Below are 26,393 nucleotides of genomic sequence, written 5' to 3'. Positions count from 1 at the left end.
ATCTCGACCGTAAGAAGTAGCTAGAAATCGTTTGTACGAATTGCTTGGCGTTTGCCTGAGCGTCACCACGGACCTGGAACGGCAAATCCGAGTTATGTATGAGTTACCTTCGCCTTTCCGCCGTACCATCTGATCCGGATATCCTCGATGCAACGCGAACGTCCGTCGCCGCTCCCCCTTCCGCCTGCCCCCTCCGTCCCGACGAAGGAGCACAGCTTCACCCTGTATGGCACCCGCATCGAGGATCCTTATGCCTGGCTGAAGGACGAGAATTGGAAGGAGGTCCTGAAGAATCCGGAGGCCCTCTCGCCGGAGATCCGTACGGTCCTGGAGCGGGAGAACGCCTATGCGGCGCAGGTCCTGCGTGGCACCGAGGCCTTTCAGGAGAAGCTCGTCGCCGAAATGCGCGGCCGTATCAAGGAGGACGATTCCTCCGTGCCGGCGCCGGACGGCCCGTTCTCGTACTTCACCCGCTATCGGGAAGGCGGCCAGCATCCCCTGGTCTGCCGGATGCCGCGCCAGGGCGGCGCAGAGACGATCATGCTCGACGGGGACCGGGAAGCCGAGGGCCATGCCTTCTTCGACCTGGGCGGCGCCGACCACTCCCCCGACCATCGGCTGATGGCCTGGTCGGCGGATATCAAGGGCTCCGAATACTTCACGATCCGCGTGCGGGAACTGGAAAGCGGCCGAGAGCTGGACGACGCGGTGCCGCGCACGTCGGGCGATGCGGTCTGGCTCGGCGATTCCTCGGGCTTTTACTATGTGGAGCTCGACGACAACCATCGCCCCGTGCGGGTCAGGCGACACATCCTCGGCCGGCCGGCCGAGGAGGACGCGATCGTCTACGAGGAAAAGGATCCCGGCTTCTTCGTGAAGGTCGGGCTCACGCAGTCGGGCACCTTCGCGGTCATCGAGGCCAGCGACCACGAAACCTCGGAAGTCTGGCTTCTCGACAGGGCCGATCCCGCCGCCCGCCCGCGCCTCGTGGAGCCGCGCACGCCGCAGCTGCAATATGACGTGGAGCACCGCGGCGATGACCTGATCATCCTGACCAACGCTGACGGCGCCGAGGACTTCAAGATCATGACGGCGCCGGTCGCGACGCCCCAGCGCCAATACTGGCGCGACCTGGTTCCTTATCGGCCTGGCACCATGATTCTCTTCGTCGTGGCGCTGGCGCGCCATCTCGTGCGATTGGAGCGGGAGGACGCCAAGCCCCGCATCGTGGTGCGGGATTTCGCGACGGGCCGCGAGGAGACCATCGCGTTTCCGGAAGAGACTTATTCGCTCGGCGTCGATCCGGGCTACGAGTTCGACACAGATACGATCCGCTTCCGCTATTCTTCTCTCACAACGCCGGGCGAAGTGCTCGACTACGATCTGCGTACGGGAGAGCGCACCCTTCGCAAGCGCCAGGAAGTGCCGAGCGGGCACAACCCGGACGATTACGTGACCCGGCGGATCTTCGCCACTGCGGCGGACGGCGCCCAGGTGCCGATCTCCCTCGTGCACCGGCGCGAGGTGGTGCCGGACGGCACGGCGCCGCTGCTGCTTTACGGCTACGGCTCCTACGGCGTGTCCATGTCGGCGGCCTTCCGCACCAACATCCTGTCGCTGGTGGATCGGGGCTTCGTCTACGCCATCGCGCATATCCGCGGCGGAACCGAGAAGGGCTGGCATTGGTATCTCGACGGCAAGCGCGAAAAGAAGACCAACACCTTCACGGATTTCATTGCGGCCGGCGAGGCGCTGGTCGCCGCCGGGTACACGGCGCGCGGGCGCATCGTCGCCCATGGCGGCAGCGCGGGTGGCATGCTCATGGGTGCGGTGGCCAACATGGCCCCGGATCTCTTCGCCGGCATCGTTGCCGAGGTGCCCTTCGTGGATGTGCTCAACACCATGCTGGATGCGGACCTGCCCCTGACCCCGCCGGAATGGCCCGAATGGGGCAATCCCGGCGCCGACGAGGCGGCCTTCCGGACCATCCTGTCCTATTCGCCCTACGACAACGTGAAGGCGCAGGCCTATCCGGCGATCCTGGCCCTGGCGGGGCTGACCGATCCCCGCGTCACCTATTGGGAGCCCGCCAAATGGGCGGCGCGCCTGCGTGCCACCATGACGGGCGGAGGCCCGGTCGTGCTCAAGCTCAACATGGAGGCAGGCCATGGTGGTGCCGCAGGCCGCTTCGACCGTCTGGAGGAGGTCGCCCTCGCGTATACCTTCGCGCTGATGTGCGTCGAAGGATTCCAGGGCTGAAGTGGAACTTCCTTACATTTTTGGTGCTATAAGGAAAGTGCCACCGGCCGGACCATGCCTCTGGTCTCCCGGCCCGGCGGCACGACGAGGACTTGCGGATCGATGAGGGAAAGCAGGCGTTCATGACTCCCAACGGCAGCCAATCCACCCTCCAGGGCGCCATCTCGCCCGAGGAGGACGAGGAGGAGCGTATTGCCGCCCTCGAAAGGCGCCTGCACGAGGCCGAGAGTGCCCTGCGGCGCAGCAATGGAAAGCTGCGCCTCGCCCTCGAGCTCGGCCGCCTCGGAACCTGGGAGCGGGATCTTGCCACCGGCCGGATCGAAGCGAACGCTGCCTGCAAGGCCCATCTCGGCCTCGCGCCCGACGAGACCCTCGACCAGGCACGCCTGAGGCAGCTCCAGCACCCGGCGGATATCGAGCGGATCGAACAGGCGATAGCTTTCGCGCTCGCCACCAGGACGGACTTCCATGTGGAGCACCGCGTCCTGCGTCCGGACGGCCGCATCGGCAGGCTTCTCGCCAAGGGCCGTGCCCAATACGAGGGCGATACGCCGGTGCGCCTCATCGGCGTCACGCAGGACCTCACCGAGCGCGAGCGGATGCGTGAGGAAGCGCAGCACGCCCAACGCCGGCAGGAATTTCTCCTCGATCTGAACGACCAGCTCCGCAGCTTCCAGGACCCGTCGGACATCATGGAAACGACGGCCCAGAGTCTCGGGCGCCTGCTGAAGGTCGATAGCGTCGGCTACGGCGAATACGACCAGGCGCGCGACGTCGTCATGGTGGAGCGGGAATGGTCCCGGGGCGTGATCAGCAACGAGGGACGCAGCTATCGCTTCCACGAGTTCCCAGCCTGGGTCGCCGAAAATTTGGAGCAGGGACGAACCCTTGCGATCGCCGACGTAAAGGCCGATGCCCGCCTGGAGGATGCGTCCGTTCAAGCCTTCTACGCGACGCTCAATATCAGGACCATGGTAACGGTGCCGCTCCTGAACCAGGGTCAGTTGAAGGCGCTTCTCTACATTGCTTCCTCGGTGCCCCACGAGTGGAGCGAGGACGACGTTTCCCTCATCGAGGATGTGGCCAAGCGGACCTGGATCGCCATCGAGAAGGCACGGGCCGAGAACGGGTTGCGCGAGACGCAGGCGCGCTTCGAGGTTATCGCCGAATCCCTTCCGGCTCTGGTGTGGATCCTGCGCTCGGATCTCAACCTCACCTACACGAACCAGCGATGGGTCGCCTATTCGGGCCTGCCACCCGAGCAGGCCCTCGGCCATAGCTGGATGAACGCCATCCATCCGGATGACCTGGCGAAAATCCTGGAGGACGTGAAGGAGCTGATCCGCACGGAATCCCATTACGAGACGGAGGCCCGGTACAGGTCAACGGACGGAATCTACCGTTGGCACCTGATCCGCGCAGCGCCCCTGCACAATGCAAAGGGCGAGTTCACAGGCTGGGTCGGCACGAGCGTGGACATTCACGACCTCAAGGAGACCGAAAAGGCCCTGCGCATCAGCGAGGAGCGTCTCTCGCTCGCGCAGCGTGCCGCCGGGATCGGCGTCTTCGACTGGGACATCCCTTCGGGCAAGGTCACCTGGACCCCCGAGCAGGAGCGCCTGTTCGGCATCGAGACCGGCACCTTCAAGGGCGATTTCGCCGCCTGGGAAGAGAAGGTGCTCCCCGAAGATCTAGGGCCCGCCAACAAGGCAATGCAGGAGGCGCTCGGCCGACAGGACGGCGAGATCAACCTCGTGTACCGGATGCGGCGTCCCGACGGCAGCACTCACACCATCGATACCACCGCCCTGTTCTTCTACGACGCGGCAGGCAAGCCTCTGCGGATGGTCGGGGTCAATATCGACGTCACGCGGTACAAGCAGGCCGAGCAGCGCCAGCAGTTGCTGATCCGCGAACTGCACCACCGGGTGAAGAACACCCTCGCGACTGTCCAGGCCATCGTCGGCTCGACGGCGCGCAGCGCCTCCAGCATCGAGGAGTTCTACCAGGGCTTCGTCGGGCGCATCGTGTCGCTCGCCCGCACCCACAACATCCTCACGGAGGATTACTGGCAAAAGGCCTCCCTCGAAGAGCTGATCCAGACTGAGCTCGGCCCCTATGAGGGCGAGGCGCGCAACCGCGTCGCCGTGAGCGGCCCGTCGGTCGAGCTGCCCTCCGAGGCTGCCGTGCCCATCGGCATGGCCGTGCACGAGCTGACCACGAACGCCGCCAAGCACGGGGCGCTGTCGACCTTCGGCGGACAGGTGGAGGTCACCTGGACTGTGGAAGACAAGGACGGCAAGCCGACCCTCTTCTTCTCCTGGATCGAGCGCGGTGGGCCGAGGGTCACAGGCCCGGCCCGCCAGGGCTTTGGCAGCCGCCTCCTCCAAAGAGTCCTCATTGCGCAGCTCAACGCCGAGGTCCAGATGGACTATGATGAGGCGGGACTGCGCTTCACCATGACCATGCCGATTCCCGACCAGCCTCCCCTCTTCAACCCGGACACGTGACGCCATGCTGCTGAAGGCCGACCGCTCTCACCTGATTGTCATCGACATGCAGGAACGCCTCATGCCGGCGATTACGGGCGGTGATGCCCTGCTGCCGAAGGTCCGGCTGCTCCTGCGCGGGGCCGCCCGGCTCGGCATTCCGGTGACCGTGACCGAGCAATACCCCAAGGGGCTCGGCCCGACGGTCGAGCCGGTCACGCAGGAGCTTCCCGAGGGCACCGTCGTCCTGCCCAAAGTCACCTTCCCGGCGACGGGCGACGAAGCAACGGCGCAGCGCATCGCGGCCCTGCGGGCCGAGGGCCGGGACCAACTCGTACTCTGCGGGATCGAGGCCCATGTCTGCGTGCTGCAGACCGCCTTGAGCCTCCATGCGATGGGCTTGCCGGTCTTCGTGGTCGGGGATGCGATATCGAGCCGGGCGCCTTCGAGCGTTGCGGCGGCCTGCGCCCGCCTGCTCCATGCGGGCTGTCACTGGATCGATGCCGAGATGGCGATCTTCGAGTGGCTCGAGCGGGCCGGCACGGATGATTTCCGCGCCCTCTCGGCCCTTCTCAAGTAATCCGGGTGCCGCCCTGGCCGGTGGCGATGAATTCCTTCAACTCGTCCAGGGATCCGAACCTGAACATGCCCTGCGGCGTCTCTGCTTCGATGGAGCCGTCGGAATACATCACATAGCGGTTGTCGCCGGAATTGTAGCTGCCGATGACCGACGGAGCACCAGCGGGCTCGGCGGCTTTCTCGGGCGCCGGTGAAGGCTCAGGCTCGGCTTCCGACACGATTTCGGGCTCGGGCTCGGCCTCAGGCTCGGCGGGAGGTGCGGGCTCCGGTTCGGGCGCGAAGAGATCCTCCTCCCGCTCCGGAATCGCGGACTTCTCTTCGGGCTCCGGCTCCTCCCGGCGCGCTTCCTCACGGGGAAGCGGGGCGAAGAGGCGATCCTCCTCGACCGGGCGGATCTCCGTATAGGTGGTCTCGCTGAAGCGCGTAGCGAGCAGGAAGTCGGGGATGCGCACCTCCGGTTCCACCTGGTCCTGTGGTTGCGGCTCCTCGGGTGTCTCGTCCTCTGCTGCGGGCGCCTCTTCACGGGCCTGCGCGACGGGTTCCGGTGCCCGCGGCGGCTCGCCGAAGATGTCGCGGGATGCCTCCCGGTAGGGACGCGGCTCGAAGAAGCGGTCCAGCCTCTCGCCTTCGAAAGTCGGAGCGGGAATTTCAGGCTCCGCCGGCTCGACCTCCGGCGCGGGCTCGGCCGCATGGGTTTCAGCCGGAGCCAATTCCGTCTCGTCCGGCGAGATTTCAGGCGATGTCCTGTCGAGCAGCCCGCCCGCAAGGGCCGCCGTCGACATGCCGGCAGCAGCTCCGATGGCTGTGGCGGCGACGGGCGCCTCCTCGTCTTCCACCAGATTGGCCTGGAGGCGCATGAGCTCCGACTGGATCCGCGTCAGGCGCGCCACGATCGCCGCGACGCCCAGCAGGAGCGCCCCGCTGGCCGCACTGATGCTGCCCGCGATCACCATGGTCCAGCCGCGTTCGACGAGGACGATGTCCCAGCCCAAAATGGCGGCGAAGAGGCCGCCGACGATCATCGCGAAAGCCAGGGCAAAAAGGGCGATGACCATCCTGTCTCCGTTACGCAAAACACAATCTCTCAAAAGGCAGACCCCTATTTTTATAGGGCAAAGGTCAGGGCAAGAAAAGCTTGGCCGGAAAAAAGTCGGAAGCGTGGCCGTTGCCCTTATGGCCGTGCCGCTTTAACTAACCCGCAGGTCGCTCAATCTCGAAGGAGACCCCAATGTCGTTCACCCTGCCGGAACTGCCTTACGCCTATGACGCCCTGCAGCCTTACATGTCGCGGGAGACGCTGGAATATCATCACGACAAGCACCATGCGGCTTACGTGAATACCGGCAACAACCTGATGAAGGGAACGGAGTTCGAGGGCAAGAGCGTCGAGGAGGTCGTGAAGGGCTCCTATGGCAAGAACCAGGCGCTCTTCAACAATGCGGGCCAGCATTACAACCACATCCATTTCTGGCTCTGGATGAAGCCCAATGGCGGCGGCGCGCTTCCGGGCAAGCTGGAGAAGAAGATCGTCGAGGATCTCGGCTCCGTGGACAAGATGAAGGAGGACTTCATCCAGGCCGGCACCAGCCAGTTCGGCTCGGGCTGGGCGTGGCTTGCCGTGAAGGACGGCAAGATCCAGGTCATGAAGACCCCGAACGGCGAGAACCCGCTCGTGCACGGCGCTCAGCCGATCCTCGGCTGCGACGTGTGGGAGCATTCCTACTACATCGATTACCGCAACCGCCGTCCCGACTATCTCAAGGCCTTCCTCGAGAACCTCGTGAACTGGGAGCACGTGGAAGAGATGTTCGAGGCCGCGACGCGCTGACGTCGGATCCTCCCCGCCTCTCGCGGGATTCTCATGATTTTGCGGCCGCGGATGGCGAAAGCCTCCGCGGCCGCATCGTTTTAAAGGCCTCGCGTCAGACGACGCCGCGCAGCAGGACGACGGCCACGACGCCCACGGCGACCGTCGCAAGCAGCGGCAGCCTGAACGCGACGACGGCCGTGATGGCGGCCGCGATGGCTTCCGCCCATCCGGTCGTGAGCGCGGTCGGCGCGATGACCGCCACGAGCACGGCGGGCGGAATGGCGTCGAAGGCCGCCTTGGCGCGGCCCGTCAGGGCGAGCCGGTCGGCCACGAGAAGGCCCGCGATGCGCGTGACATAGGTCACGGCCGCCATGGCCAGGATGGCCAGGAGAGTCGTGGTGTCGAGGTTCATGCCCGCGCCTCCGGACCGGCCGTCACATAGGCGGCGGCTATTCCCGCCAGGGCGCCCGAGGCCACATGCCAGGGGGCGCCGATGAAATGGTGGACGAGCGCCGCCACGGCGGCGCTGACGCCCACCGTCACCAGCGTGATCCGGCTGCGGCCAAAGCCCGCGACAAGCCCGATGAACAGGGCCGTGAAGGCGAAATCCGCCCCGAACCGAGCCGGATCTCCCAGGAACGAGCCGAGCACGGCTCCCAAAGTCGTCGACACTACCCAGTTCGCGAACAGGATTGCGGCCATGGCGGCCCAATAGATTCCCGTCACGGGCCGGTCGATCGCGCGTCGCTCCGACAGCGCCCAGGACTCGTCCGTCATGAAAAAGAACGCGATGAACTTCTGGGACCTGCTCAGGCGGATCTTGGGCGCCAGGGACGCTCCCATCAGCACGTGGCGGACATTGATGAGGAAGGTCCCGAAGGCGAGCGCCAGGATCGGCGCGGGGCTGACCCAGCTCTCGATGGCGGCGAACTGGGCCCCGCCGGCGAAAACCAGGAGGGACATGAGCGCCACCTCGGCCGGGCTCAGGCCCTTGGTAACCGCGACAGCGCCGAAGAGGAGGCCGATGGGAATGGCCGCGATGGCCGCAGGCGCGATGTCGCGCAGGCCCGCCCGGGCCTCCCGCATTGGCGAGGCTTTAAAGGGATTCACTTGTTCCATGGTCGTATCCGTTTCGGCCCTTATGGCAGAGGCCTGGCGGCCGGTCTTGGACGAAAGTGCGCTTTTCAGGCGACCCGGTAGGCGCCGGGCGTGATGCCCATGCGGGCCTTGAAGACCCGGTTCAGGTGGCTCTGATCGAAGAAGCCGCAGGCGAGTGCGACCTCCCCCGGTGTCTCGCCCCGCTCGAGAAGCCGCCGCGCTGCCCGGACCCGCCGGTCGAGCAGGTAGGCATGGGGCGTCAGGCCCGTTTCCCTCTGGAAGGCGCGGATGAAATGGCTGCGGGAGAGGCCCGCCATGGCCGCGAGGCTCGCCAGCTCCGCCTCCTGCCCCAGATGGGCCTCGAGATGTTCCCGCACGCGGACGATGCCCTTCGAACCGGTGCGAAGCGGCGCCGGCGCGTCGAGGTCGGCCCAGCGGGCGATGAGGACGGAGAGATAGGCGATAAGGCGGGTGTCCTGTTCCATCTCGGAGGTCAGGACGTCGTCGAGGCAAAGGCAGGCATGGAGCCGGGCATGGGCACGGGCGAGCTCCGGGTCCGGCAGGACCGTCCGGGGGAACCAGGGCGGGCTTGCGAGGGGGCGCCCGGCGACGTCCTCGGCGATCTCCCGCATCAGCTCCGCAGAAGGGTAGAACGTCCGGTATTCGAAGCCCTCCCCATGCGGGGACCCGTCATGGATCTCGTCCGGGCAGACGACCGCGACCTGGCCGGGGCCCACATAATGCTGCTCGCCCCGGTAGAAGAAGGTCTCGCAACCGGACAGGACGGCCGCGATCGCGTAGGTTTCGTGGCTATGCCGGGCATAAGCGTGACGGCGGAAGGTCGCGCGCAGGCATTCGAGGCCGCGATGGCGCGGCACCCGCCAGAAATGCGTTACGTCGCCAGCGACGCGCTGGTCAGGGTCGAGGGAGAGCTCCGGAGAGATGACCGTCATGGCCCGCATCATGCCACATCGGGCCCGGCGCGTCTTGCACAGGAGTCTCAGGGTCGGCCCACGAGGGCGAACCAGCCGTCCTCGTCGAGCACCTGGATGTCGAACTCCTTGGCCTTGTCGAGCTTCGATCCTGCGCCCGGGCCCGCCACCAGAATGTCGGTCTTCTTGGAGACGGAACCCGCGACCTTGGCGCCGAGGCGCTCGGCCATGGCCTTGGCCTCCTCGCGGGTCATCTGCTCCAGGGAGCCCGTGAAGACCACGGTCTTGCCGGCGACCGGGGAGCTCGCGGCAGTGGCCTCCATGGGCTCCGTCGTGACCTGTGCGAGCAAAGCGTCGAGCATCTCCTCGTTATGCTTCTCCTTGAAGAACTCGACGATGGAATCGGCGACGACCGGGCCGATCCCGCCGATGGCCGTGAGCTCCGCATGGGCCTCCGAATCCGGGTCGGCCGCCGCCTTCGCGGTCTCGCGCAGAGCCTCGAAGGTGCCGAAATGGCGGGCCAGCAGTCGGGCCGAGGTCTCGCCGATATGCGGGATGCCGAGGGCGAAGATGAAGCGGTTGAGCGCGATGGACCGGCGCGCCTCGATGGCCGCGAACAGGTTGCGGGCGCTCGTCGCCCCCCACCCTTCCCGGTTCTCCAGCCGTTGAAGGCTGCGGGCATTGCGCGCCTCCAGGGTGAAGATGTCCTGGGGGCGCTGGATCAGCCCCTCCGCATAGAAATCCTCGATACGCTGCCCGCCCAGGCCCTCGATGTCGAAGGCGTTCCGGGAGACGAAGTGCTTGAGGCGCTCCCGGGCCTGGGCCGGGCAGATCAGGCCGCCCGTGCAGCGGCGCACCGAATCCTCCTTACCGGTGCGGGGATTGACCTCCCGCACAGCGTGGCTGCCGCAGGCGGGGCAGATTGTCGGGAACTCGTAGGGCTTGGCACCCGGCGGGCGCTTGTCGAGCACCACGTCGAGCACCTTGGGGATCACGTCGCCCGCCCTGAGCACCACCACCGTGTCGCCGATGCGGATATCGACACCGTTGCGGATCGGCTGGCCGTCGCCGCCGATGCCCTTGATGTAATCCTCGTTGTGCAGGGTCGCGTTCGACACCACCACGCCGCCGACCGTGACGGGCTTGAGCTTGGCGATGGGGTTGAGAGAGCCGGTGCGCCCCACATTGATCTCGATGTCCTCCAGCACCGTCACTGCCTGCTGGGCCGGGAACTTGTGGGCCAGGGCCCAGCGCGGCGAGCGGGACACGAAGCCCAGCCGGGTCTGGAGCGCGAGCTCGTTCACTTTGTAGACGACACCGTCGATGTCGTAGCCGAGATTGGCCCGGTCGGTCTCGATGGCGTGATAATGCTCCAGCAATTCCTCGACGCTGGCGCACAGACGCGTGAGCTTGTTGGTTGTGAAGCCGAAGGATCTGAGGGCCTCGACCATCCCGAATTGGGTGGTCGACGGCATGGCGCTCACCTCGCCCCAGCCATAGGCGAAGAAGCACAGGGGACGGGAGGCCGTAACCGCCGGATCTAGCTGGCGCAGGCTGCCCGCCGCCGCATTGCGCGGATTGGCGAAGAGGGGCTTGCCGGCCGCCTCCTGGCGCTCGTTGATGGCCGCGAAATCCTTGTGCGAGAGATAGACCTCGCCCCTCACCTCGAACACGTCCGGGACGTGCTTTCCGGCGAGTCGCTGGGGGATGTCCTCCACCGTGCGGGCATTGGCGGTCACGTCCTCGCCCACCGCCCCGTCGCCCCGGGTCGCGGCGCTCACGAGGCGGCCGTTCTCATAGCGCAGGCTCAAGGACAGGCCGTCGATCTTCGGCTCGGCCGTGAACAGAAGCGTCGCCTCGGGCTTGAGCTGAAGAAAGCGGCGGATCCGCTCTACGAATTCCTCGACCTCCTCGTCCTCGAACCCATTGGCAAGCGAGAGCATCGGCACCCGGTGCCGGACCTTGGAGAATTTCTCCGACGCCTTGGAGCCGACCTTCCGGCTCAGGCTCTCGTCCCCGACAAGCTCGGGAAATTGCGCTTCCAGCGCCTCGTAGCGCTTGCGCAGGGCATCGTATTCCGCATCCGAGACGGTCGGCGCGTCCTCTTCGTAATAGCGCCTGTCATGCTCGGCGATTTCACGCCCGAGGGCTTCGTGCTCGTGCTGAGCATCGACGAAGGAGAGCTGGTCGACGGGGGTATCCGAGGAGGTTTTCTGTCGGGCCATGGATCGAATCGGAATGAGGAATGCCTGCCACCATAACGCCCCCGGCAGGACTCTCCAGAGCGCGGACAACACCTATGGTTTATCGCTCCCTGTTGGAGGGGGAGCGGTGCTCCCCGTCATTCCGGGGCGGCTCGGCGGAGCCCAATTCGAAGGGCCCGGCATCATGCCATACCCTGCTCTCCTCCCCACGGATCTGGGGTGTGCGCGGGAAGCGCTGGGGTGCTCTCCTCCCCCACGGATCTCGGGTGTTCCCGAGATCCGCTCCCATCAGACGCAAGTCGGGAACACCCGACTTGCGGTGGGGAGGAGCTGGAGGTGGGGGTGTCAGCGCAGGACTGAATCCAGGTTGGCGCTCACACCCCCACCCTAACCCTCCCCACAAGGGGAGGGAATTCGGTCGAGCCATGTCGCTGTCGGGCCATGACCTTCCACGTCATTCCGGGGCGGCTCGTAGAGCCGAGCCCGGAACCCATAAACGGTGACGATGCAGGACAAAGCGCAATGGCCGCCGTCGCTCCTTGTTCTGCGACGCTGGTGGTTATGGTTTCCGGGCTCGCCTGCGGCGCCCCGGAATGACGGTGAAGCGGTTTGGAATGACCATGGCGCCATGAAGGCACGCCGCTGCGTCCTCCGGGCCGTGAGGCCCGGAGGATGAAGCAGGATCGAGGGGGACGAGAGGATCGCTCCGGCTCTGAGGGAATGATGAATAATGCGGTGAGCCGAAGCGTCAGCGCGCACGGTTTGTTTCGGCGGACCGGCCGCGAGAGGTCCACGTACTGCCTGGACGCGGCGTTGCGGTGAGAACCGCACGCGGCGCCGGGCCAGCCCGGACCTCCGGCACTGCCGGGGCCACCTGGGCCACACCTTGCGTCGGGTGGGACCACAGGACCGTTCCGCTCCCCGCATTCGGCGACGCCTCGCGAGCGCGCCCCTCGGCGGGAGCAGATGTGAAAGGATATAGCTTAGCTTGGTCGACCTGTCAAGAACGAAAGAAGAACAGTCAGGGCAAGCGCGCCGCGATCCCCTCCCCCTTGTGGGGAGGGTCAGGGTGGGGGTGTGAGCGCAGGACTCACAGAATATCGCGCTGCATCCCCACCTCCAACTCCTCCCCACAAGGGGGAGGAGAGCAGCGACGCGTTTCCCGCGAACTCACTAGACCTACGGGGAGGAGAGCAGGTTAGCGCCCCCCTTCACCTCTCCCGTGTGGGAGAGGTCGATGCACATCAGTGCGGCAGGTCGGGGTTACGCCTTCTCCGGAGAGGGCTTTCCCTCACTCCTGCCCCTCTCCCACACGGGAGAGGGAGAGATGGGGCGGGAGGCCGAACGCTAATGCACGGCCGCTTCGAGCAGCCGCGCTGCGGCGGCGCGGGCTTCTTCCGTGATGGTGGCGCCGGCGAGCATGCGGGCGATTTCTTCCCGCCGCGGGCCGTCGTCCAAGGGAATGACCCGGGTGGCGACGCGCTCGGAGCCGCGGACCGCCTCCTTGGCGATGAGGAAGTGGCTCGTGGCGCGGGCAGCGACCTGGGGCGCGTGGGTGACGGCCATCACCTGCACGCGGCGGGCGAGCCGGGCGAGGCGCTGGCCGATGGCATCCGCGACCGCGCCGCCGACGCCCGTGTCGATCTCGTCGAAGACCAGGGTCGGGGCCGAGCCTTTGTCGGCCAGCACCACCTTGAGGGCCAGCATGAAGCGGGACAACTCGCCCCCGAGGCCACCTTCATCAGGGGGCCGGGCCGGGTGCCGGGATTGGTCTGTGCCCAGAACTCGATCCGGTCGAACCCGTTGGGATCGCGGCTCTCCTCGTCGGTCTGGATCTCGGTGATGAAGCGGGCCCGCTCCAGCTTCAGGGGCGGCAGCTCGGCCTGCACGGCGGCGTCCAAAGCCTGGGCAGCCTTGCGCCGACCGGCCGACAGGACCTTGGCGGCCGCCACATAGGCGCGCTCGGCATCCTTCAGGGCAGTCTCCAGGGCGGCGAGCCGCTCCTCGCCCGCATCGATGGCCGCCACGTCCTCGATGAAGCGCTCCCGAAGGGCCGCGAGCTCGTCGGCGGGTACGTCATATTTGCGGGCGGCGGCCCGCAGAGCGAACAGGCGCTCCTCGGTCTGCTCCAGCTCCCGCGGGTCGAACTCGGTGGCCCGGATCGCCGCCTCGAGGGCCGCGCGCGCCTCGTCGATGGCCACGAGGGCCGCATCGAGGGCCTTCACGCTCGGCTCGACCAGGGACGGCGCCTGGGCGCCGCGCCGCTCCAGCTTGCGTACGGCAGCCGACAGGACCGGCACGGGCGACGTGGAGCCGGCCACGGCCTCGAAGGCCTCGTTGAGGTCCGTCGCCACCTTCTCGGACTGCATCATCAGGATGCGGCGCTCGGAGAGGGTCTCCTCCTCGCCGGGCTGCGGCGCGAGCTTGGCAAGCTCCTCGACCGCATGGCGGAGGAAGTCGGACTCCTTGCGAGCCTTCTCGATACGCGCGCGATGTTCCTGAAGGGCCTGCCGGGCGTCGCGGACCTGGCGCGCGGCCTCGTTGACCGCCTGGACCTCCCCCGAGAGGCTGCCGAAGGCGTCGAGGATCGCCCGGTGGGTCGCGGGATCCACGAGGGCGCGGTCGTCATGCTGGCCGTGGATTTCGACCAGGGCCGCGCCGATGGCCTTGAGCACCTGCACGCTCACCGGCTGGTCGTTGACGAAGGCGCGGGTGCGCCCGTCGGCGACCTGCACGCGGCGCAGGATGAGGTCCCCGTCCACATCGATCTCGGCCGTCGCGGCGATGCGCCGGGCCGGATGGTCGGGAGGGCAATCGAAGACAGCCGTGACCTGCCCCTGCCCTTCCCCATGCCGGACGAGGCTTCCATCTCCTCGCCCGCCGAGAGCCAGCGCAAAGGCATCGAGCAGGATCGACTTGCCCGCTCCGGTTTCGCCCGTCAGGACGCTGAGGCCCTCGCGGAAATCGAGCTCGAGCCTGTCGATGAGGACGATGTCGCGAATCGCCAGCTGAATCAGCATGAAACCCGAGGGCTTACCCCGCCTTCTGACCTACCTGGGGAACGCCGCGGAAGGCCTTGCTGATCCAGGATTCGGAATTTTCGCGCGGCTCGACGCCGCCCTTGGTCAGCAATGCGTAGGCATCCTTGTACCAGGGGCTGTCGGGGAAGTTGTGCCCGAGGACCGCCGCGGCCGTCTGCGCCTCGTTGACGATGCCCAGCGCCATATAGGCTTCCGTCAGGCGCTCCAGCGCCTCTTCCACGTGGCGGGTCGTCTGATAGCGCGACACGACCGTGCGGAAGCGGTTGATGGCGCCCGAATAGTTGCGCTTCTGCAGATAGAAGCGACCGACTTCCATCTCCTTGCCGGCGAGCTGGTCGTTGGCGACCTGGATCTTCTTCTTCGCGTCGGCCACGTATTCGGACGTCGGATAGCGCTGGATCAGCTCCTGCAGCGCCATGAGGGCGCGCTCCGACTTCTCCTGGTCCCGGGTGATGTCCGGAATTTGGTCGTAATAGGACGAAGCCAGCAGGTACTGCGCATAGGCCGCATCGGGGGTCGACGGATGCAGCTGCAGGTAACGCTTCGACGCCGTGATCGATTCCTCGTAGAGGCCGCCCTCGTAATTGGCGTAGGCCTCCATGATCAGCCCTTTGCGGGACCAGTCGGAATAGGGATACTGCTTGTCGAGAGTGGAGAACTTCTTGGCTGCGCCCTCGAAGTCCCGCTTCTGGATGCGCGCGAGACCGTCATTATAGAGCTGCTCAGCCGGAACGTCCGCCACGATCTCGGGCTTGTAGGTCTCGCTCTTGTCGAACGGATTGAGTGACGAAAGGGTGTCGCAGCCTGCAAGGGCCACGCCGCAGACGCCGACCGCCAGCACACGGGCGGCGGTCTTGCTCAATCCTGAATAAGCCTTCGCGAAAGACATGCCTCGCGGTCCTCCGAAATTGGTGCCCGGGTTGTAACGGTGCATTGCAGGCTCTTTAACCTATGCGCAGGCAAAGAGCCAACCCTATCCGTCAGGCTTTGTCCTGCTGGCTTGGGGAAAGGGCCGAAAATCGTGCGGCCGGAGGACGCTCCAGTCCGACGGGCGCCCGGAAGGGGAAGGAACGGTGCCTCAGTGGACGTCCGGAGCGTAGGCCGGGACGGCGATTCCGCTGCCGAGCTCCGCATAGCCGGTCTCCCGGCGGGCGCCGCTGTCCACGACGGCGTAGTTGGAGCGGCTTTCGAACAGAGCTTCGAGGACCGAGAAGTTGAGACGGTGCCCGCCGCAATAGGAGCGGTAGGTGCCGAGCAGCGGGAAGCCCGCGAGGGAGAGATCGCCGACCGCGTCCAGAATCTTGTGGCGCACGAACTCGTCGGCGTAGCGCAGGCCTTCTGGGTTCATGATGCCATCATCCCCGATGGCGACGGTATTCTCCAGGGAGGCGCCAAGTGCGAAACCGGCGCTCCAGAGCTTCTCCACATCGCGCATGAAGCCGAAGGTCCGGGCGCGGGAAATATCCTTGCGGAACACGGACGGCGACAGGTCGACGGACTTGCGCTGACGGCCGATTACCGGGGTCGGGAAATCGATCTCCACGTCGAGGCGGAAGGCGCGCTCGTTGGGGAGGAGCTCGGCGAAAGCCTTGCCCTGGGTCACGCGGACCGGCTTGAGAACCTTGAGATACCGACGGGCCGCAGTCTGGGCCACGAGGCCGACCTGGTCGATGGCGTCGATGAAGGGGGCGGAGCTGCCGTCGAGAATCGGAACCTCAGGCCCGTCGATCTCGACGAGCACGTTGTCGATCCCGAGGCCCGTGAGGGCCGCCATCAGGTGCTCGATGGTCGCGACGGCGCCGCTGTCGCGGTCCCCGATCACGGTGCAGAGCTCGGTGGCTGTCACGGCGAGATGCCGCGCATCGATCAGGCGCTCATGCCCTCCGGGCAGGCCGGTGCGCAGGAAAGCAATGCCATGGTTCACCTCCGCCGGGTGGAGAACGATCTTGACCTCGTCTCCGGAATGGACGCCTGCCCCCGTGAGGGCGACGGCTGCGCGAAGCGTGGTTTGCTGGCTCTGCTTCATCTTCACTCGACCTCGGACCCTTTGCTCCGGCGGAACCCCGCCCGGCGCCCAGCGCCCGCTTTCTCATCTCAACGCGCGGGCCTGCAACGAATCCCGCTTTGAACTGACGGCAAGATAGGACTCGGGCACGGCTAGGCCAAATCACGCTTTCTTACCGTGTGTTACAACCTCGACAATTCGCAACTCTTTGAAAAGTAAACGTTTTATTAAAAAGCCCCCGGCCGCGTGACGGCCGGGGGCTCGGTTTCGTAACAGGCCGTGAGGGCCTGCGTGACGTCAGTTCGCCTGGCGGCGGAGGAAGGCCGGGATCTCCAGCTGGTCGTCCTCGACGCCGCGCTGGGCCGCGGGCATCCGCGGAGCCTGCTCCGGATGGCCCTGGGCCGGGCGGTAGCCCTGGGGAGCGGCGGGCCGCTTGGCATACTCGGCATGGACCGGCGACATCTGCTGGCGCGGCGCCTCGGGAGCCTGCCGCTGCGGAGCGGGCTCGGCCGGCGCATGGTCGTCCCGGCGGCCAAAGCCCACCGTGGCGAGGCGCTGGAGAAGCGACATCCGCTTGGTGTCGTGCGGCGCCTCCTCGCCCCGGCTGGCGCGGATCTGGTTCTGCGCGGGAATCGGCAGCTCGTCGATCCGGGGCATCCGGGCCGGACGCATGGCGCGCTCGGCCTGCGGCGGGATGAAGGCGCCCTGCGGCGCAACGGGCTCCTCGTAGGCTGGCTCGGCGACGACCGGCGCCTCGTAGGCCATGGCCTGCTTCGGCTGGGTCGGCGTGAGGACCACGTCGTCACGGACCACCGGCTGGGGAGCCGGCTCGACGGACGGGGTCGCCAGGGAGGAATAGATCGGGGCGGTCGCAACGGGAGCCGGCGCGGGCGCAGCCTCGACCGGGGCAGGAGCCGGAACCGCCTTCACCATTTCGGCTGTGGCGGTGGCGCGAAAGGTCGGGACGGCCTGGGTCTGGGCGACCCGGGCGCGGGCCTCGGCCCGCAGTCGCTCGGCCACTTCCGAAATCCGCTGCTCCGTGGAGGACAGGTCCACCGCCTCGCCGGCGATCTGGTCGATGCCGGTGGCCACCACCGACACGCGGATGATTCCTTCCAGGCTCTCGTCGAAGGTAGCGCCCAGGATGATGTTGGCGTCCTGGTCCACTTCCTCGCGGATGCGGGTCGCGGCTTCGTCGAGTTCGTAGAGCGTGAGGTCGTTGCCGCCCGTGATGGAGATCAGCAGGCCGCGGGCGCCCTTCATGGACACGTCGTCGAGGAGCGGGTTGGCGATCGCGGCCTCGGCGGCCCGGATGGCGCGCTTCTCGCCGGAGGATTCGCCGGTGCCCATCATGGCCTTGCCCATGCCGCGCATGACCGAGCGGACGTCCGCGAAGTCGAGGTTGATGAGGCCTTCCTTCACCATGAGGTCGGTGATGCAGGCAACGCCCGAGTAGAGCACCTGGTCGGCCATCGCGAAGGCATCCGCGAAGGTGGTCTTTTCCGTTGCGACACGGAAGAGGTTCTGGTTCGGGATGACGATGAGGGTGTCGACCGACTGCTGCAGCTCGGTGATGCCCGCCTCGGCGAGGCGCATGCGGCGAACGCCCTCGAACTGGAACGGCTTCGTGACGACGCCGACCGTGAGGATGCCGAGCTCGCGGGCCGCGCGGGCCACGACCGGCGCCGCGCCGGTCCCGGTGCCGCCGCCCATGCCGGCCGTGATGAACACCATGTGGGAGCCGGAGAGCTGATCGCGGATCTCGTCGATCACCTCCTCGGCGGCCGCGCGGCCGACTTCGGGCTGCGAGCCGGCACCGAGGCCTTCCGTCACCTGGATGCCCATCTGGACGATGCGGTCCGCCTTGGAAGAGGCCAGGGCCTGCGCGTCGGTGTTCGCGACCACGAACTCGACGCCCTGAAGCCCGGACTCGATCATGTTGTTCACAGCATTGCCACCGGCGCCACCGACGCCGAAGACCGTGATGTGCGGCTTGAGTTCCCGGATATCCGGAGCTTGCAGATTGAGTGCCATGACCTGTTTGCCTTCTTTGGCCTTTGTACCGACAGCGTTCGGCCGACGCTTACCCTTGGTTGACTTGAACTCTGGGCCATGGCCGCCGCGCCATCGCCCTACGCATTAAAAACTCTCGCGAATCCAGCGGCCCACCCGGGAGATGTAGCCGTCGGTTCCCGTACCCTGGAACAAGCCGCCGGAGCGCGGCTCGAAATACTCGATATGCGCCACCTGCGGATAAACCAGCAGGCCGACCACCGCGGAAAAGGCGGGACCCTTGGCGGCTTCGGGCAGCCCCTTGATGCCGAGCGGGCGCCCGACGCGGACCTGTCCCTGAAGGATGCGTCGCGCCGTTTCCGGAAGGCCGACGAGCTGGCTCGCGCCACCCGTCAGCACGACGCGCCGACCGGCCTGCGCGGCGAAGCCCGCCGCTTTCAGCCGGTCGCGGACGAGTTCGAGGATCTCCTCGACCCGCGGCTTGATGATCCTGACCAGATGCGACTTCGGCAGATGGTTCGGAACATCGCGTTCGTCCTCGTCGACCTGCGGGACCGCGATCATGTCACGGTCGTCCGCGCTCGACGTGATGGCCGAGCCGTAGAGCGTCTTGAGGCGCTCCGCGGCGGACACGCGCGTCGTCAGGCCGCGAGCGATATCCATGGTCACGTGGTGGCCGCCGACCGCGATGGCGTCGGCATGCACCAGGTGCCCGTTCATGAAGATGCCGACGCTCGTGGTGCCGCCGCCCATGTCGACCACGGCGCAGCCCATGTCAGCCTCGTCGTCCACGAGGGCCGAAAGGCCGGCCGCGTAGGGCGTGGCGATCACGGCTTCGACGCCGAGATGGCAGCGCTCGACCGCCAGCATCAGGTTGCGGGCGGCCGCTGCCTCGGACGTAACCACGTGCAGGTCGACGCCCAGGCGCTCGCCGATCATGCCGGCCGGGTCGACGATGTGGTTCTGCGCATCGAGCGAGAAGCCCGTCGGCAAGGCATGCAGGACCGCCCTGCCCCGCCGCGAATCATGGCTGCTGGCGATGTCGAGCACCCGGTGCACGTCGCCCGGGCCGACCGCGCCGCGGACGGGGACATGCGCCTCGAAATGTTCGGAGCCGAGCCGGCCGCCCGTGAGGTTCACGATGACGGACTGGATCTCGACCTTCGCCATCCGCTCGGCCGCGTGGACCGCCTGGCGGATCGACGTCTCGGCGGCCTCCAGGTCGACGATCACGCCGCCCTTGAGGCCGACGGAGCGCTGATGGCCGATGCCGAGGATGCGCGCCACATGGGTGCGGCTGCGCAGCGACTCGATCTCGTCGGCGGGCTTCAGCTCCGCCACGATGCACACCACCTTGCTCGTCCCGATATCGAGAACCGACAGGATGGCACTCTTGCGCGCGGACAAAGGCTTCATGCGCGGCGTCAGACCATGACCCGAGCGACTCATGTTTCCACTCCCTTGCCGCGCACCGGCTTCTTCTTCAAGGCATCGGCCCGTGCCGAGGCCGCTTCCTCCGTCAGGCGGACGATGACCCGGTCGGCCATTCGCAGGTCGACGGCCAGCACGTCCTTCTCAAGGATCCGCTGCTCGCGCTCGAGCTTCACGAGCCGCGCCAGCGCATCGGCGGCCCCGAGCTCCGGCAGGCTCACGTCCATGCCGTTGTCCATCTTGAGGTTCCAGCGCCGCCCCGCGACCAGCATCCCGGCGCGGATCCGGTTCTTGAGGGGACCGGCGGCTTCGAGGAGCGCGATGTAATCCTTGCTGCGGGCATTGGCCTCCTCGCCCACGACGAAGGGCAGGTCGGCATATTGCGCGTCCTGCATCAGGTCGATGACGGTGCCGTCGGCCGCGATGACGAACAATTCGCCCTTCAGCTGCCAGATCGCCGCGGGCTCGCGCTCCGTGAGGCCGATGACGAGCTCGTTCGGATAGAGCTTGCGCACGGTTGCGCTCTTGATCATCGGCACGCGCTCGAGGCGCTCGCGCACGTCGTTCACATTGAGGAAGGCCAGGGACAGCTTCGCGTCGAGCCCGGCGGCCGCGAGGACCTCCGACTCACGCATCTGCGCGATGCCCGAGATGGTGACCTGCTCCAGGCCGAGGCCGAGCATGCGGGCCAGGGCATGGTGCGGCTGGCCGTTCTGGCGGATGAAATCGTCGAGATGGCCGCCCTGCCAGAGGCCCGTGACGGCGACGGCCCCGAAGAATCCCAAGGCCAGGAACGTTCCGAGATGACGCGGAATGCGCTTCTCGATCGGGATGCCGGCGCCACGGCGGCGGACGCTGCGGGTGGGGCGGAAACGCTGGATGAGACCGAATCGCGGTGTGACGGACCGGCGGGGCTCGGCAGTCGCGCGCGCAACCGGAGCGCCGGCCCGGTGGGCCGTCATCGGTTGCAGGTAGCGTCCTCCACCATCCATTGCACAAGCTCGCCAAACGAATAGCCCGCATGGGCTGCCAGTTCTGGCACCAAGCTCGTCTCGGTCATGCCGGGTTGCGTATTGACCTCAAGAACAACGAGTTCACCCGTTCCACCGGGCGTGTCGTCATACCGTAAGTCGGCGCGGCTGATTCCCCGACAGCCGAGCGCTTGATGCGCCGTTAACGCCAACTCTTGGACCTTTTGGTAAATATTCGGTTTAATTTCTGCCGGGAGGACGTGAATGGAGCCTCCCTTCACGTACTTTGCGTCATAGTCGTAGAACACGCCCGTGGCGGGCTTGATCTCGATGACGCCCAGCGCCTGGTCGCCCATGACAGCGCAGGTCAGCTCCCGGCCCGCAACATACGATTCCACAAGGACTTGCTCACCGAAGGCCCAATCTTCCCGAAGCAGCTCCTGGGGCGGATGGCTGCGCTCCTCGCGCACGATGATGACGCCCACGGACGAGCCCTCGCTGACCGGTTTGATCACGTAGGGCGCGGGCAGCACATGGGCCCTGGCCGCGTCCAAACGGTTAACGACCACGCCGCGCGGGACCGGAACCCCGGCCGCCTGCATGACCGTCTTGGCCCGGTCCTTCTGCATGGCGAGCGCCGAGGCGAGGACGCCCGAATGGGTGTAGGGGATGCGCAGGATTTCGAGGAGGCCCTGGATCGTGCCGTCCTCGCCCACCCGGCCGTGCAGGGCGTTGAAGACCACGTCCGGCGCCGTCGCCTGGAGAACGGTGGCGATGTCGGGCTGCACGTCGATGGGCGTGATCTTGTAGCCACGCTCTTCCAGCGCCCGGGCACAGGCGCGGCCCGACGCCAGGCTGACTTCGCGCTCTGCGGACCAGCCGCCATGGAGGACGGCAACGTGCTTGGCCATGATCTGCTCCCTTGGGACCCATGGCCTTCCGCCGGGCCCTAACAGTGATTCGTGGGCGCGTCAGGTATGCCCGACGCGCTTGATCTCCCACTCCAGCGTGATTCCGGAGGCCTCGCGCACCCGGCGGCGCACCTCCTCGCCCAGCGCCTCGATCTCGGTGGCCGTGGCGGCGCCGTGATTGACCAGGAAGTTGCAGTGCATCTCCGAGACCTGCGCGTCGCCCATGCGCAGCCCCCGGCAGCCGGCGGCATCGATCAGCTCCCAGGCCTTGCGGCCGTCGGGATTCTTGAAGGTCGAGCCGCCCGTACGGGTATTGACCGGCTGCGTGGACGAGCGCGCCTCGGTGATCGTGTTCATCTCGGCTAAGATGGCCTCGGGATCGCCGGGACGGCCTTCGAAAAGGGCCTCGGTGAAGATCACATCGTCCGGCACGGCAGAGTGTCGATAGGTGAAACCCATCTGGTCATTCGTGTAGGCGACCTTCTCGCCCGAACGGGTCAGGCCCCTCGCCTCGACGAGGACGTCCTTGGTCTCGCCCCCATAGGCGCCGCCGTTCATGCGCAGCGCGCCGCCGATGGTGCCCGGGATTCCGCGGAGAAAGGAGAGACCCGCGATGCCCGCCTCCGCGGCCACACGCGCCACCTTCACGTCGGGCGCGGCCGCACCAGCGCGAATCCGGCGGTTTCCGTCCACGGCGATCTCGGCAAATCCCTTGCCGAGGCGGATCACCACGCCTTCCCAGCCGCCGTCGCGAATGAGCATGTTCGAGCCGAGGCCGACCACGAGGACAGGCACCTGCCGGTCGAGACGGGAGAGGAAATAGGCAAGATCCTCTTCGTCGGCCGGTGTGAAGAGCACCTGCGCTGGCCCACCCGTGCGGAACCAGGAGAGAGGCGCGGTCGGCGCATTGGCCTCCAGCTTCCCCCGCAGGTCCGGCATGGCTGATTTCAGTTCGGGCGTGATGTCCGCGAACATCAGGCCGCCTTCTCGCCCAGCGCCTCGAGTTCACCCGGCAGGGCATAGGCCCATTGGGTGATGTTGCCGGCTCCCAGGCAGATCACGTAGTCGCCCGGCTTGGCGATGCCCTTGATCAGGCCAGCCAGATCCTCGGACTTCTCGAGGCCCATCACGTTGCGATGGCCGCGCGTCTTGAGGCCGGACACCAGACCGTCCCGGTCGGCGCCGGGGATCGGCTGCTCGCCTGCCGCATAGACCGGCGCGACGATCACCGAATCCGCATCGTTGAAGCACGTGCAGAACTGGTCGAACAGGGAGGACAGGCGCGTGTAGCGATGGGGCTGCACGACCGCGATGACCTGCCCATCCGTCGAGGCGCGGGCAGCCTTGAGGACGGCTGCGATCTCGATGGGATGGTGGCCATAATCGTCGAAGATCGTGACGCCGTTCCACTCGCCCGTGCGGGTGAAGCGCCGTTTGACGCCGCCGAAGCCCGCAAGCGCCTTGCGGATGGAATCGGGCGAGACGCCGAGCTCGTGCGCGACCGCGATGGCCGCCGTGGCGTTCAGCGCATTGTGCGCGCCCGGCATAGGCAGGACGAGATCCTCGAGTTCGAGGCGGAAGCCCGGGCGGCGGTCGCGGATCATCACGCGGAAGCGGGTCTGCCCTCCCCGCGTGTCCACGTCCATCAGGCGCACGTCGGACTGCGGGTTCTCGCCATAGGTGATGATGCGCCGGTCCTCGATGCGCCCGACGAGGTCCTGCACGGTCGGATGGTCGATGCACATCACCGCGAAGCCGTAGAACGGGATCGAGTCGATGAAGGAGCGGAACGCGTCCTTGATGGCGTCGTAATTGCCGAAATGATCGAGATGCTCCGCGTCGATATTAGTCACGATGGCAACGTCGGCCGGGAGCTTGAGGAAGGTGCCGTCGGACTCGTCCGCCTCCACGACCATCCACTGCCCCTCGCCCATGCGGGCATTGGTGCCGTAGGCGTTGATGATGCCGCCGTTGATGACCGTGGGATCGAGGCCGCCCGCATCGAGCAGGGTCGCGACGAGGGAGGTGGTGGTGGTCTTGCCGTGGGTGCCGGCAACCGCCACGCAGGACTTGAAGCGCATCAGCTCCGCCAGCATCTCGGCGCGGCGCACGACCGGCAGGCGCTTCTCGCGGGCGGTGGTGAGCTCCGGGTTGTCGCGCTTGATCGCCGTCGACACGACCACGATCTCGGCGCCGTCCACGTTTTCGGCCTTGTGGCCGATGAAGGTCTTGATGCCCTTCTCGGCGAGGCGCCGGACATTGTAGTTGTCGGCCGCGTCCGAGCCCTGCACCGTGTAGCCGAGATTGTGCATTACCTCGGCGATGCCCGACATGCCGATGCCGCCGATGCCGATGAAATGAATGGGTCCGAGTTTCGGCGGCAGCTTCATGGGTTTTTATCCTTCTTGGCGGATGAGGCGAGTTGGAGCACGGCCTGGGCGAGACGCTCGGCCGCATTCGTGATGCTGGCGCTATTTGCGGCAGCGGCGGCCCGCGTCAAGCGGTCTGGCTCCCGCAGGAAGGTGGTGATCTCCTGCGCCAGCCGCTCGGGGGTGAAGTCAGTCTGCGGCAGAACGATGGCGGCGCCCCGGTCTCCGAGGGTCCGGGCATTGGCCGCCTGGTCCTGGTCGAGGGCGCCCGGCAGCGGCACGAGGATCGAGGGCCGTCCGATGACCGCAAGTTCCGCCACGGTCGATGCCCCGGAGCGGGCGACGACCAGATGGGCCGCGGCCATGCGCTGCGGCAAGTCCTTGAAGAAGGGCTCCGCCTCGAACGGGAGGCCGAGTCGCCCATAATGGGCCCGGACGCGCTCCAGATCCTCGCCGCGGGCCTGCTGGCACACGCTGACGCGCGCGCGCAATTCGGGAGGCAGGCGCTCGATCGCCGGCGGGACCACGTCGCTCATGACGCGCGCGCCCTGGCTGCCGCCGACCACGAGAAGTCGCAACATGCCGTCGGCCGGGAGAGGCGGATAGCCGGCCTTCGCGGCGTCGAGCACCGCAGGCCGCACCGGGTTGCCCGTATGGACCGTCCTGCCAGGAACGCCGGCCGGCACACCCTTGATGGCCTCGAACCCGGTCGCGATTAGCGTCGCACGACGGGCCAGCAGCCGATTGGCGCGCCCCATGACCGCATTGGCCTCATGGATCACCGTTGGCACGCCGAGGAACGAGGCTGCCAGGACTGGCGGAACCGTCGGATAGCCGCCGAAGCCCACTACGACGGCGGGCTTCAGCCGCCGGATGGTCCGCATGGACGCAAGCGTCCCGCGCCCGAGCACAAGGGCGGCCTTCGCCATCTGCAGCGGCGAGCGCCCCGAAGGCGTGGCGGAGGGCACTTCCACGATCTCGTCGGCCGGAAAGGAGCCCGCATAGGCATTGGCGCGCTTGTCGGTCGCCAGGACCACCCGCGCGCCGGAAGCCTTCAGGGCATTGGCCAGGGCCTCGGCCGGAAAGAGATGGCCGCCCGTGCCGCCTGCCGTGAGGAGGATGAGGGGCCCCGTCATGAACGCGCCGCCGAGCCTTGCGTGAAGTAGTCCATGGTCTCGGCGCGCGGGCGGCGCCGCGTGAGGGCGATGAGGAAGCCCATGCTGAGCGCCAGCGACAGCAGGGACGAACCGCCATAGGAGATGAACGGCAGCGTCATGCCCTTGGCGGGCATGAGGTGGACGTTCACCATCATGTTGATGGCAGCCTGAAGGCCGAACATCATGACGAGGCCGGTAGCCGCAAGGCGGCAGAACGTATCCTCGTTGCGGCGGGCAAGCGTCAGGCCGCGCAGGACGATGAAGGCGAAGAGGAGCAGCAGGCCGATGCAGACCACGATGCCGAATTCCTCGGCCGTGACGGCGAAGATGAAGTCCGTATGGGCGTCGGGCAGGATGCGCTTCACCGAGCCCTCGCCCGGGCCGCGCCCGAGCCAGCCGCCGCGGGAGAAGGATTCCATCGCCATGTCGACCTGGAAGGTGTCGCCGGAGGACTTGTCCATGAAGCGCTCGATGCGGGCGCGCACGTGCGGCAGGAACTCATAGGCCGCCACGACGCCGACCAGGCCCGCGCCGCCGAGGCCCATCACCCAGAACCAGTGCAGGCCGGCCACGAAGAACAGGCCGCACCACACGGCGGTGATCAGCATGGTCTGGCCGAAATCCGGCTGGAGGATCAGGGGCACGATGGTGGCCGGAAGGATCAGGAAGGCGAGCAGCGCGCCCGGCATGTCCTTGCGCTTGGCGCCTTCAGAGAAGGCCCAGGCGGCCAGGATCACGAAGGCGGGCTTCACGAATTCGGAAGGCTGGATGCCGAGCGGCCCGATCATGATCCAGCGATGGGCGCCCTTGATTTCCGGGCCGAACTGGAAGGCCAGGAGGATGAGCGCCATGCCGGTGAAATAGACGAGGAGCGCAAGCCGCCGCACATGGCGGAGGGACAGGAACGAGACCGGCAGCAGGATCGCGAGGGCCGGAACGAGGAAGAGGACTTGCCGGTTCACAAAGTGGAAGGTCGACAGGCCAAGCCGCTCCGCCACGGGCGGGCCGCCCGCCATGAGGAACACGAGACCGGCGAGCGAGAGGATCGCCAGTGCGGCCAGGAGCAGCCGGTCGACGGTCCACCACCAATCGCCGAAGGCCGAACGTTCCGCGCGTGACACCAT

Annotated in this window: 19 protein-coding genes and 1 pseudogene; 4 read left to right on the top strand and 16 right to left on the bottom strand. The window is 67.0% G+C overall.

Going from position 1 to position 26,393, the window contains the following annotated elements:
• Nucleotides 1-147 precede the first annotated feature (147 nt).
• The 3 genes from C4E04_RS06660 (at nt 148) to C4E04_RS06650 (ending at nt 5,328) form a co-directional block, all read left to right on the top strand.
• Nucleotides 148-2,259, top strand: a complete 2,112-nt coding sequence (locus tag C4E04_RS06660) for a S9 family peptidase (RefSeq protein WP_109596056.1) — start codon at nt 148-150, stop codon at nt 2,257-2,259.
• A 122-nt stretch (nt 2,260-2,381) separates the two neighbouring features.
• Nucleotides 2,382-4,769, top strand: coding sequence for a PAS domain-containing protein (locus C4E04_RS06655; protein WP_162559301.1), 2,388 nt, complete (start codon nt 2,382-2,384; stop codon nt 4,767-4,769).
• Nucleotides 4,770-4,773: 4 nt separating this feature from the next.
• On the top strand, nt 4,774-5,328 hold the full coding sequence (locus C4E04_RS06650) for an isochorismatase family protein (RefSeq protein WP_109596052.1): 555 nt from the start codon (nt 4,774-4,776) through the stop codon (nt 5,326-5,328).
• On the opposite strand, the gene C4E04_RS06645 is transcribed toward C4E04_RS06650, so the two are convergent.
• Nucleotides 5,321-6,382 (bottom strand): hypothetical protein, encoded by a 1,062-nt coding sequence (locus tag C4E04_RS06645; protein ID WP_109596050.1) that lies wholly within the window; start codon nt 6,380-6,382, stop codon nt 5,321-5,323. The two genes, C4E04_RS06650 and C4E04_RS06645, sit on opposite strands and share 8 nt — an antisense overlap.
• Nucleotides 6,383-6,555: 173 nt before the next feature.
• Here C4E04_RS06645 and C4E04_RS06640 point away from each other — a divergent pair, with 173 nt between their 5' ends.
• Nucleotides 6,556-7,155: a superoxide dismutase gene (locus tag C4E04_RS06640; RefSeq protein WP_109596048.1), complete on the top strand. Its 600-nt coding sequence runs from the start codon at nt 6,556-6,558 to the stop codon at nt 7,153-7,155.
• Between the two features lie 94 nt (nt 7,156-7,249).
• On the opposite strand, the gene C4E04_RS06635 is transcribed toward C4E04_RS06640, so the two are convergent.
• The 15 genes and pseudogenes from C4E04_RS06635 to C4E04_RS06565 all read right to left on the bottom strand — a co-directional run bounded on the left by C4E04_RS06635 (nt 7,250) and on the right by C4E04_RS06565 (nt 26,393).
• Entirely contained in the window at nt 7,250-7,549 is a 300-nt protein-coding gene (locus tag C4E04_RS06635) for an AzlD family protein (RefSeq protein ID WP_109596047.1), read from the bottom strand.
• Nucleotides 7,546-8,256 (bottom strand): AzlC family ABC transporter permease, encoded by a 711-nt coding sequence (locus tag C4E04_RS06630; protein WP_109596046.1) that lies wholly within the window; start codon nt 8,254-8,256, stop codon nt 7,546-7,548. The genes C4E04_RS06635 and C4E04_RS06630 overlap by 4 nt, the downstream gene beginning before the upstream one ends.
• 65 nt (nt 8,257-8,321) lie before the next feature.
• Nucleotides 8,322-9,188 carry an AraC family transcriptional regulator gene (locus C4E04_RS06625; protein WP_162559300.1) on the bottom strand — a complete coding sequence of 289 codons (867 nt, stop codon included), beginning with the start codon at nt 9,186-9,188 and terminating at the stop codon, nt 8,322-8,324.
• A gap of 47 nt (nt 9,189-9,235) precedes the next feature.
• Nucleotides 9,236-11,392, bottom strand: coding sequence for an NAD-dependent DNA ligase LigA (gene ligA, locus C4E04_RS06620; protein WP_109596044.1), 2,157 nt, complete (start codon nt 11,390-11,392; stop codon nt 9,236-9,238).
• 1,326 nt (nt 11,393-12,718) lie between these two features.
• Nucleotides 12,719-14,391, bottom strand: a pseudogene (gene recN, locus C4E04_RS06615) (DNA repair protein RecN).
• 13 nt (nt 14,392-14,404) lie between these two features.
• Complete coding sequence (locus tag C4E04_RS06610; protein ID WP_109596043.1) at nt 14,405-15,301, bottom strand: outer membrane protein assembly factor BamD; 897 nt, start codon at nt 15,299-15,301, stop codon at nt 14,405-14,407.
• A 189-nt stretch (nt 15,302-15,490) separates the two neighbouring features.
• Nucleotides 15,491-16,438, bottom strand: a complete 948-nt coding sequence (gene lpxC, locus C4E04_RS06605; protein WP_109600859.1) for a UDP-3-O-acyl-N-acetylglucosamine deacetylase — start codon at nt 16,436-16,438, stop codon at nt 15,491-15,493.
• 276 nt (nt 16,439-16,714) lie between these two features.
• On the bottom strand, nt 16,715-18,451 hold the full coding sequence (ftsZ, locus tag C4E04_RS06600; RefSeq protein WP_109596042.1) for a cell division protein FtsZ: 1,737 nt from the start codon (nt 18,449-18,451) through the stop codon (nt 16,715-16,717).
• Nucleotides 18,452-18,556: 105 nt separating this feature from the next.
• Nucleotides 18,557-19,879, bottom strand: coding sequence for a cell division protein FtsA (ftsA, locus tag C4E04_RS06595; protein WP_109596041.1), 1,323 nt, complete (start codon nt 19,877-19,879; stop codon nt 18,557-18,559).
• A complete protein-coding gene (locus C4E04_RS06590) occupies nt 19,876-20,853 on the bottom strand; it encodes a cell division protein FtsQ/DivIB (RefSeq protein ID WP_109596040.1) in 978 nt (325 codons plus the stop codon). Before C4E04_RS06590 ends, ftsA begins: the two co-directional genes overlap by 4 nt.
• Complete coding sequence (locus C4E04_RS06585; RefSeq protein WP_109596039.1) at nt 20,820-21,743, bottom strand: D-alanine--D-alanine ligase; 924 nt, start codon at nt 21,741-21,743, stop codon at nt 20,820-20,822. Before C4E04_RS06585 ends, C4E04_RS06590 begins: the two co-directional genes overlap by 34 nt.
• Before the next feature lie 60 nt (nt 21,744-21,803).
• A complete protein-coding gene (gene murB, locus C4E04_RS06580; protein WP_109596038.1) occupies nt 21,804-22,718 on the bottom strand; it encodes a UDP-N-acetylmuramate dehydrogenase in 915 nt (304 codons plus the stop codon).
• Entirely contained in the window at nt 22,718-24,133 is a 1,416-nt protein-coding gene (gene murC / locus C4E04_RS06575) for a UDP-N-acetylmuramate--L-alanine ligase (RefSeq protein ID WP_109596037.1), read from the bottom strand. The genes murB and murC overlap by 1 nt, the downstream gene beginning before the upstream one ends.
• On the bottom strand, nt 24,130-25,248 hold the full coding sequence (gene murG / locus C4E04_RS06570; RefSeq protein ID WP_109596036.1) for an undecaprenyldiphospho-muramoylpentapeptide beta-N-acetylglucosaminyltransferase: 1,119 nt from the start codon (nt 25,246-25,248) through the stop codon (nt 24,130-24,132). Before murG ends, murC begins: the two co-directional genes overlap by 4 nt.
• The gene (locus C4E04_RS06565; protein ID WP_109596035.1) at nt 25,245-26,393 is read right to left on the bottom strand and encodes an FtsW/RodA/SpoVE family cell cycle protein; all 1,149 of its coding nucleotides are present in this window, start codon (nt 26,391-26,393) and stop codon (nt 25,245-25,247) included. The genes murG and C4E04_RS06565 overlap by 4 nt, the downstream gene beginning before the upstream one ends.

Source organism: Microvirga sp. 17 mud 1-3, assembly GCF_003151255.1.
GTDB lineage: Bacteria > Pseudomonadota > Alphaproteobacteria > Rhizobiales > Beijerinckiaceae > Microvirga.
The sequence above is the reverse complement of the archived record's forward strand: the minus strand, read 5'-3'. Positions and strand labels throughout refer to the sequence as shown.

Bases quoted from the DNA above. Each gene is read 5' to 3' on its own strand.
- ligA (WP_109596044.1), bottom strand. From the start codon at position 11,392: ATGGCCCGACAGAAAACCTCCTCGGATACCCCCGTCGACCAGCTCTCC.
- C4E04_RS06590 (WP_109596040.1), bottom strand. From the start codon at position 20,853: ATGGATGGTGGAGGACGCTACCTGCAACCGATGACGGCCCACCGGGCC.
- C4E04_RS06645 (WP_109596050.1), bottom strand. From the start codon at position 6,382: ATGGTCATCGCCCTTTTTGCCCTGGCTTTCGCGATGATCGTCGGCGGC.
- C4E04_RS06610 (WP_109596043.1), bottom strand. From the start codon at position 15,301: ATGTCTTTCGCGAAGGCTTATTCAGGATTGAGCAAGACCGCCGCCCGT.
- C4E04_RS06660 (WP_109596056.1), top strand. From the start codon at position 148: ATGCAACGCGAACGTCCGTCGCCGCTCCCCCTTCCGCCTGCCCCCTCC.
- ftsZ (WP_109596042.1), bottom strand. From the start codon at position 18,451: ATGGCACTCAATCTGCAAGCTCCGGATATCCGGGAACTCAAGCCGCAC.
- C4E04_RS06625 (WP_162559300.1), bottom strand. From the start codon at position 9,188: ATGACGGTCATCTCTCCGGAGCTCTCCCTCGACCCTGACCAGCGCGTC.
- C4E04_RS06655 (WP_162559301.1), top strand. From the start codon at position 2,382: ATGACTCCCAACGGCAGCCAATCCACCCTCCAGGGCGCCATCTCGCCC.
- C4E04_RS06630 (WP_109596046.1), bottom strand. From the start codon at position 8,256: ATGGAACAAGTGAATCCCTTTAAAGCCTCGCCAATGCGGGAGGCCCGG.
- ftsA (WP_109596041.1), bottom strand. From the start codon at position 19,879: ATGAGTCGCTCGGGTCATGGTCTGACGCCGCGCATGAAGCCTTTGTCC.
- C4E04_RS06650 (WP_109596052.1), top strand. From the start codon at position 4,774: ATGCTGCTGAAGGCCGACCGCTCTCACCTGATTGTCATCGACATGCAG.
- C4E04_RS06585 (WP_109596039.1), bottom strand. From the start codon at position 21,743: ATGGCCAAGCACGTTGCCGTCCTCCATGGCGGCTGGTCCGCAGAGCGC.
- C4E04_RS06635 (WP_109596047.1), bottom strand. From the start codon at position 7,549: ATGAACCTCGACACCACGACTCTCCTGGCCATCCTGGCCATGGCGGCC.
- C4E04_RS06640 (WP_109596048.1), top strand. From the start codon at position 6,556: ATGTCGTTCACCCTGCCGGAACTGCCTTACGCCTATGACGCCCTGCAG.
- C4E04_RS06565 (WP_109596035.1), bottom strand. From the start codon at position 26,393: ATGGTGTCACGCGCGGAACGTTCGGCCTTCGGCGATTGGTGGTGGACC.
- lpxC (WP_109600859.1), bottom strand. From the start codon at position 16,438: ATGAAGCAGAGCCAGCAAACCACGCTTCGCGCAGCCGTCGCCCTCACG.
- murG (WP_109596036.1), bottom strand. From the start codon at position 25,248: ATGACGGGGCCCCTCATCCTCCTCACGGCAGGCGGCACGGGCGGCCAT.
- murB (WP_109596038.1), bottom strand. From the start codon at position 22,718: ATGTTCGCGGACATCACGCCCGAACTGAAATCAGCCATGCCGGACCTG.
- murC (WP_109596037.1), bottom strand. From the start codon at position 24,133: ATGAAGCTGCCGCCGAAACTCGGACCCATTCATTTCATCGGCATCGGC.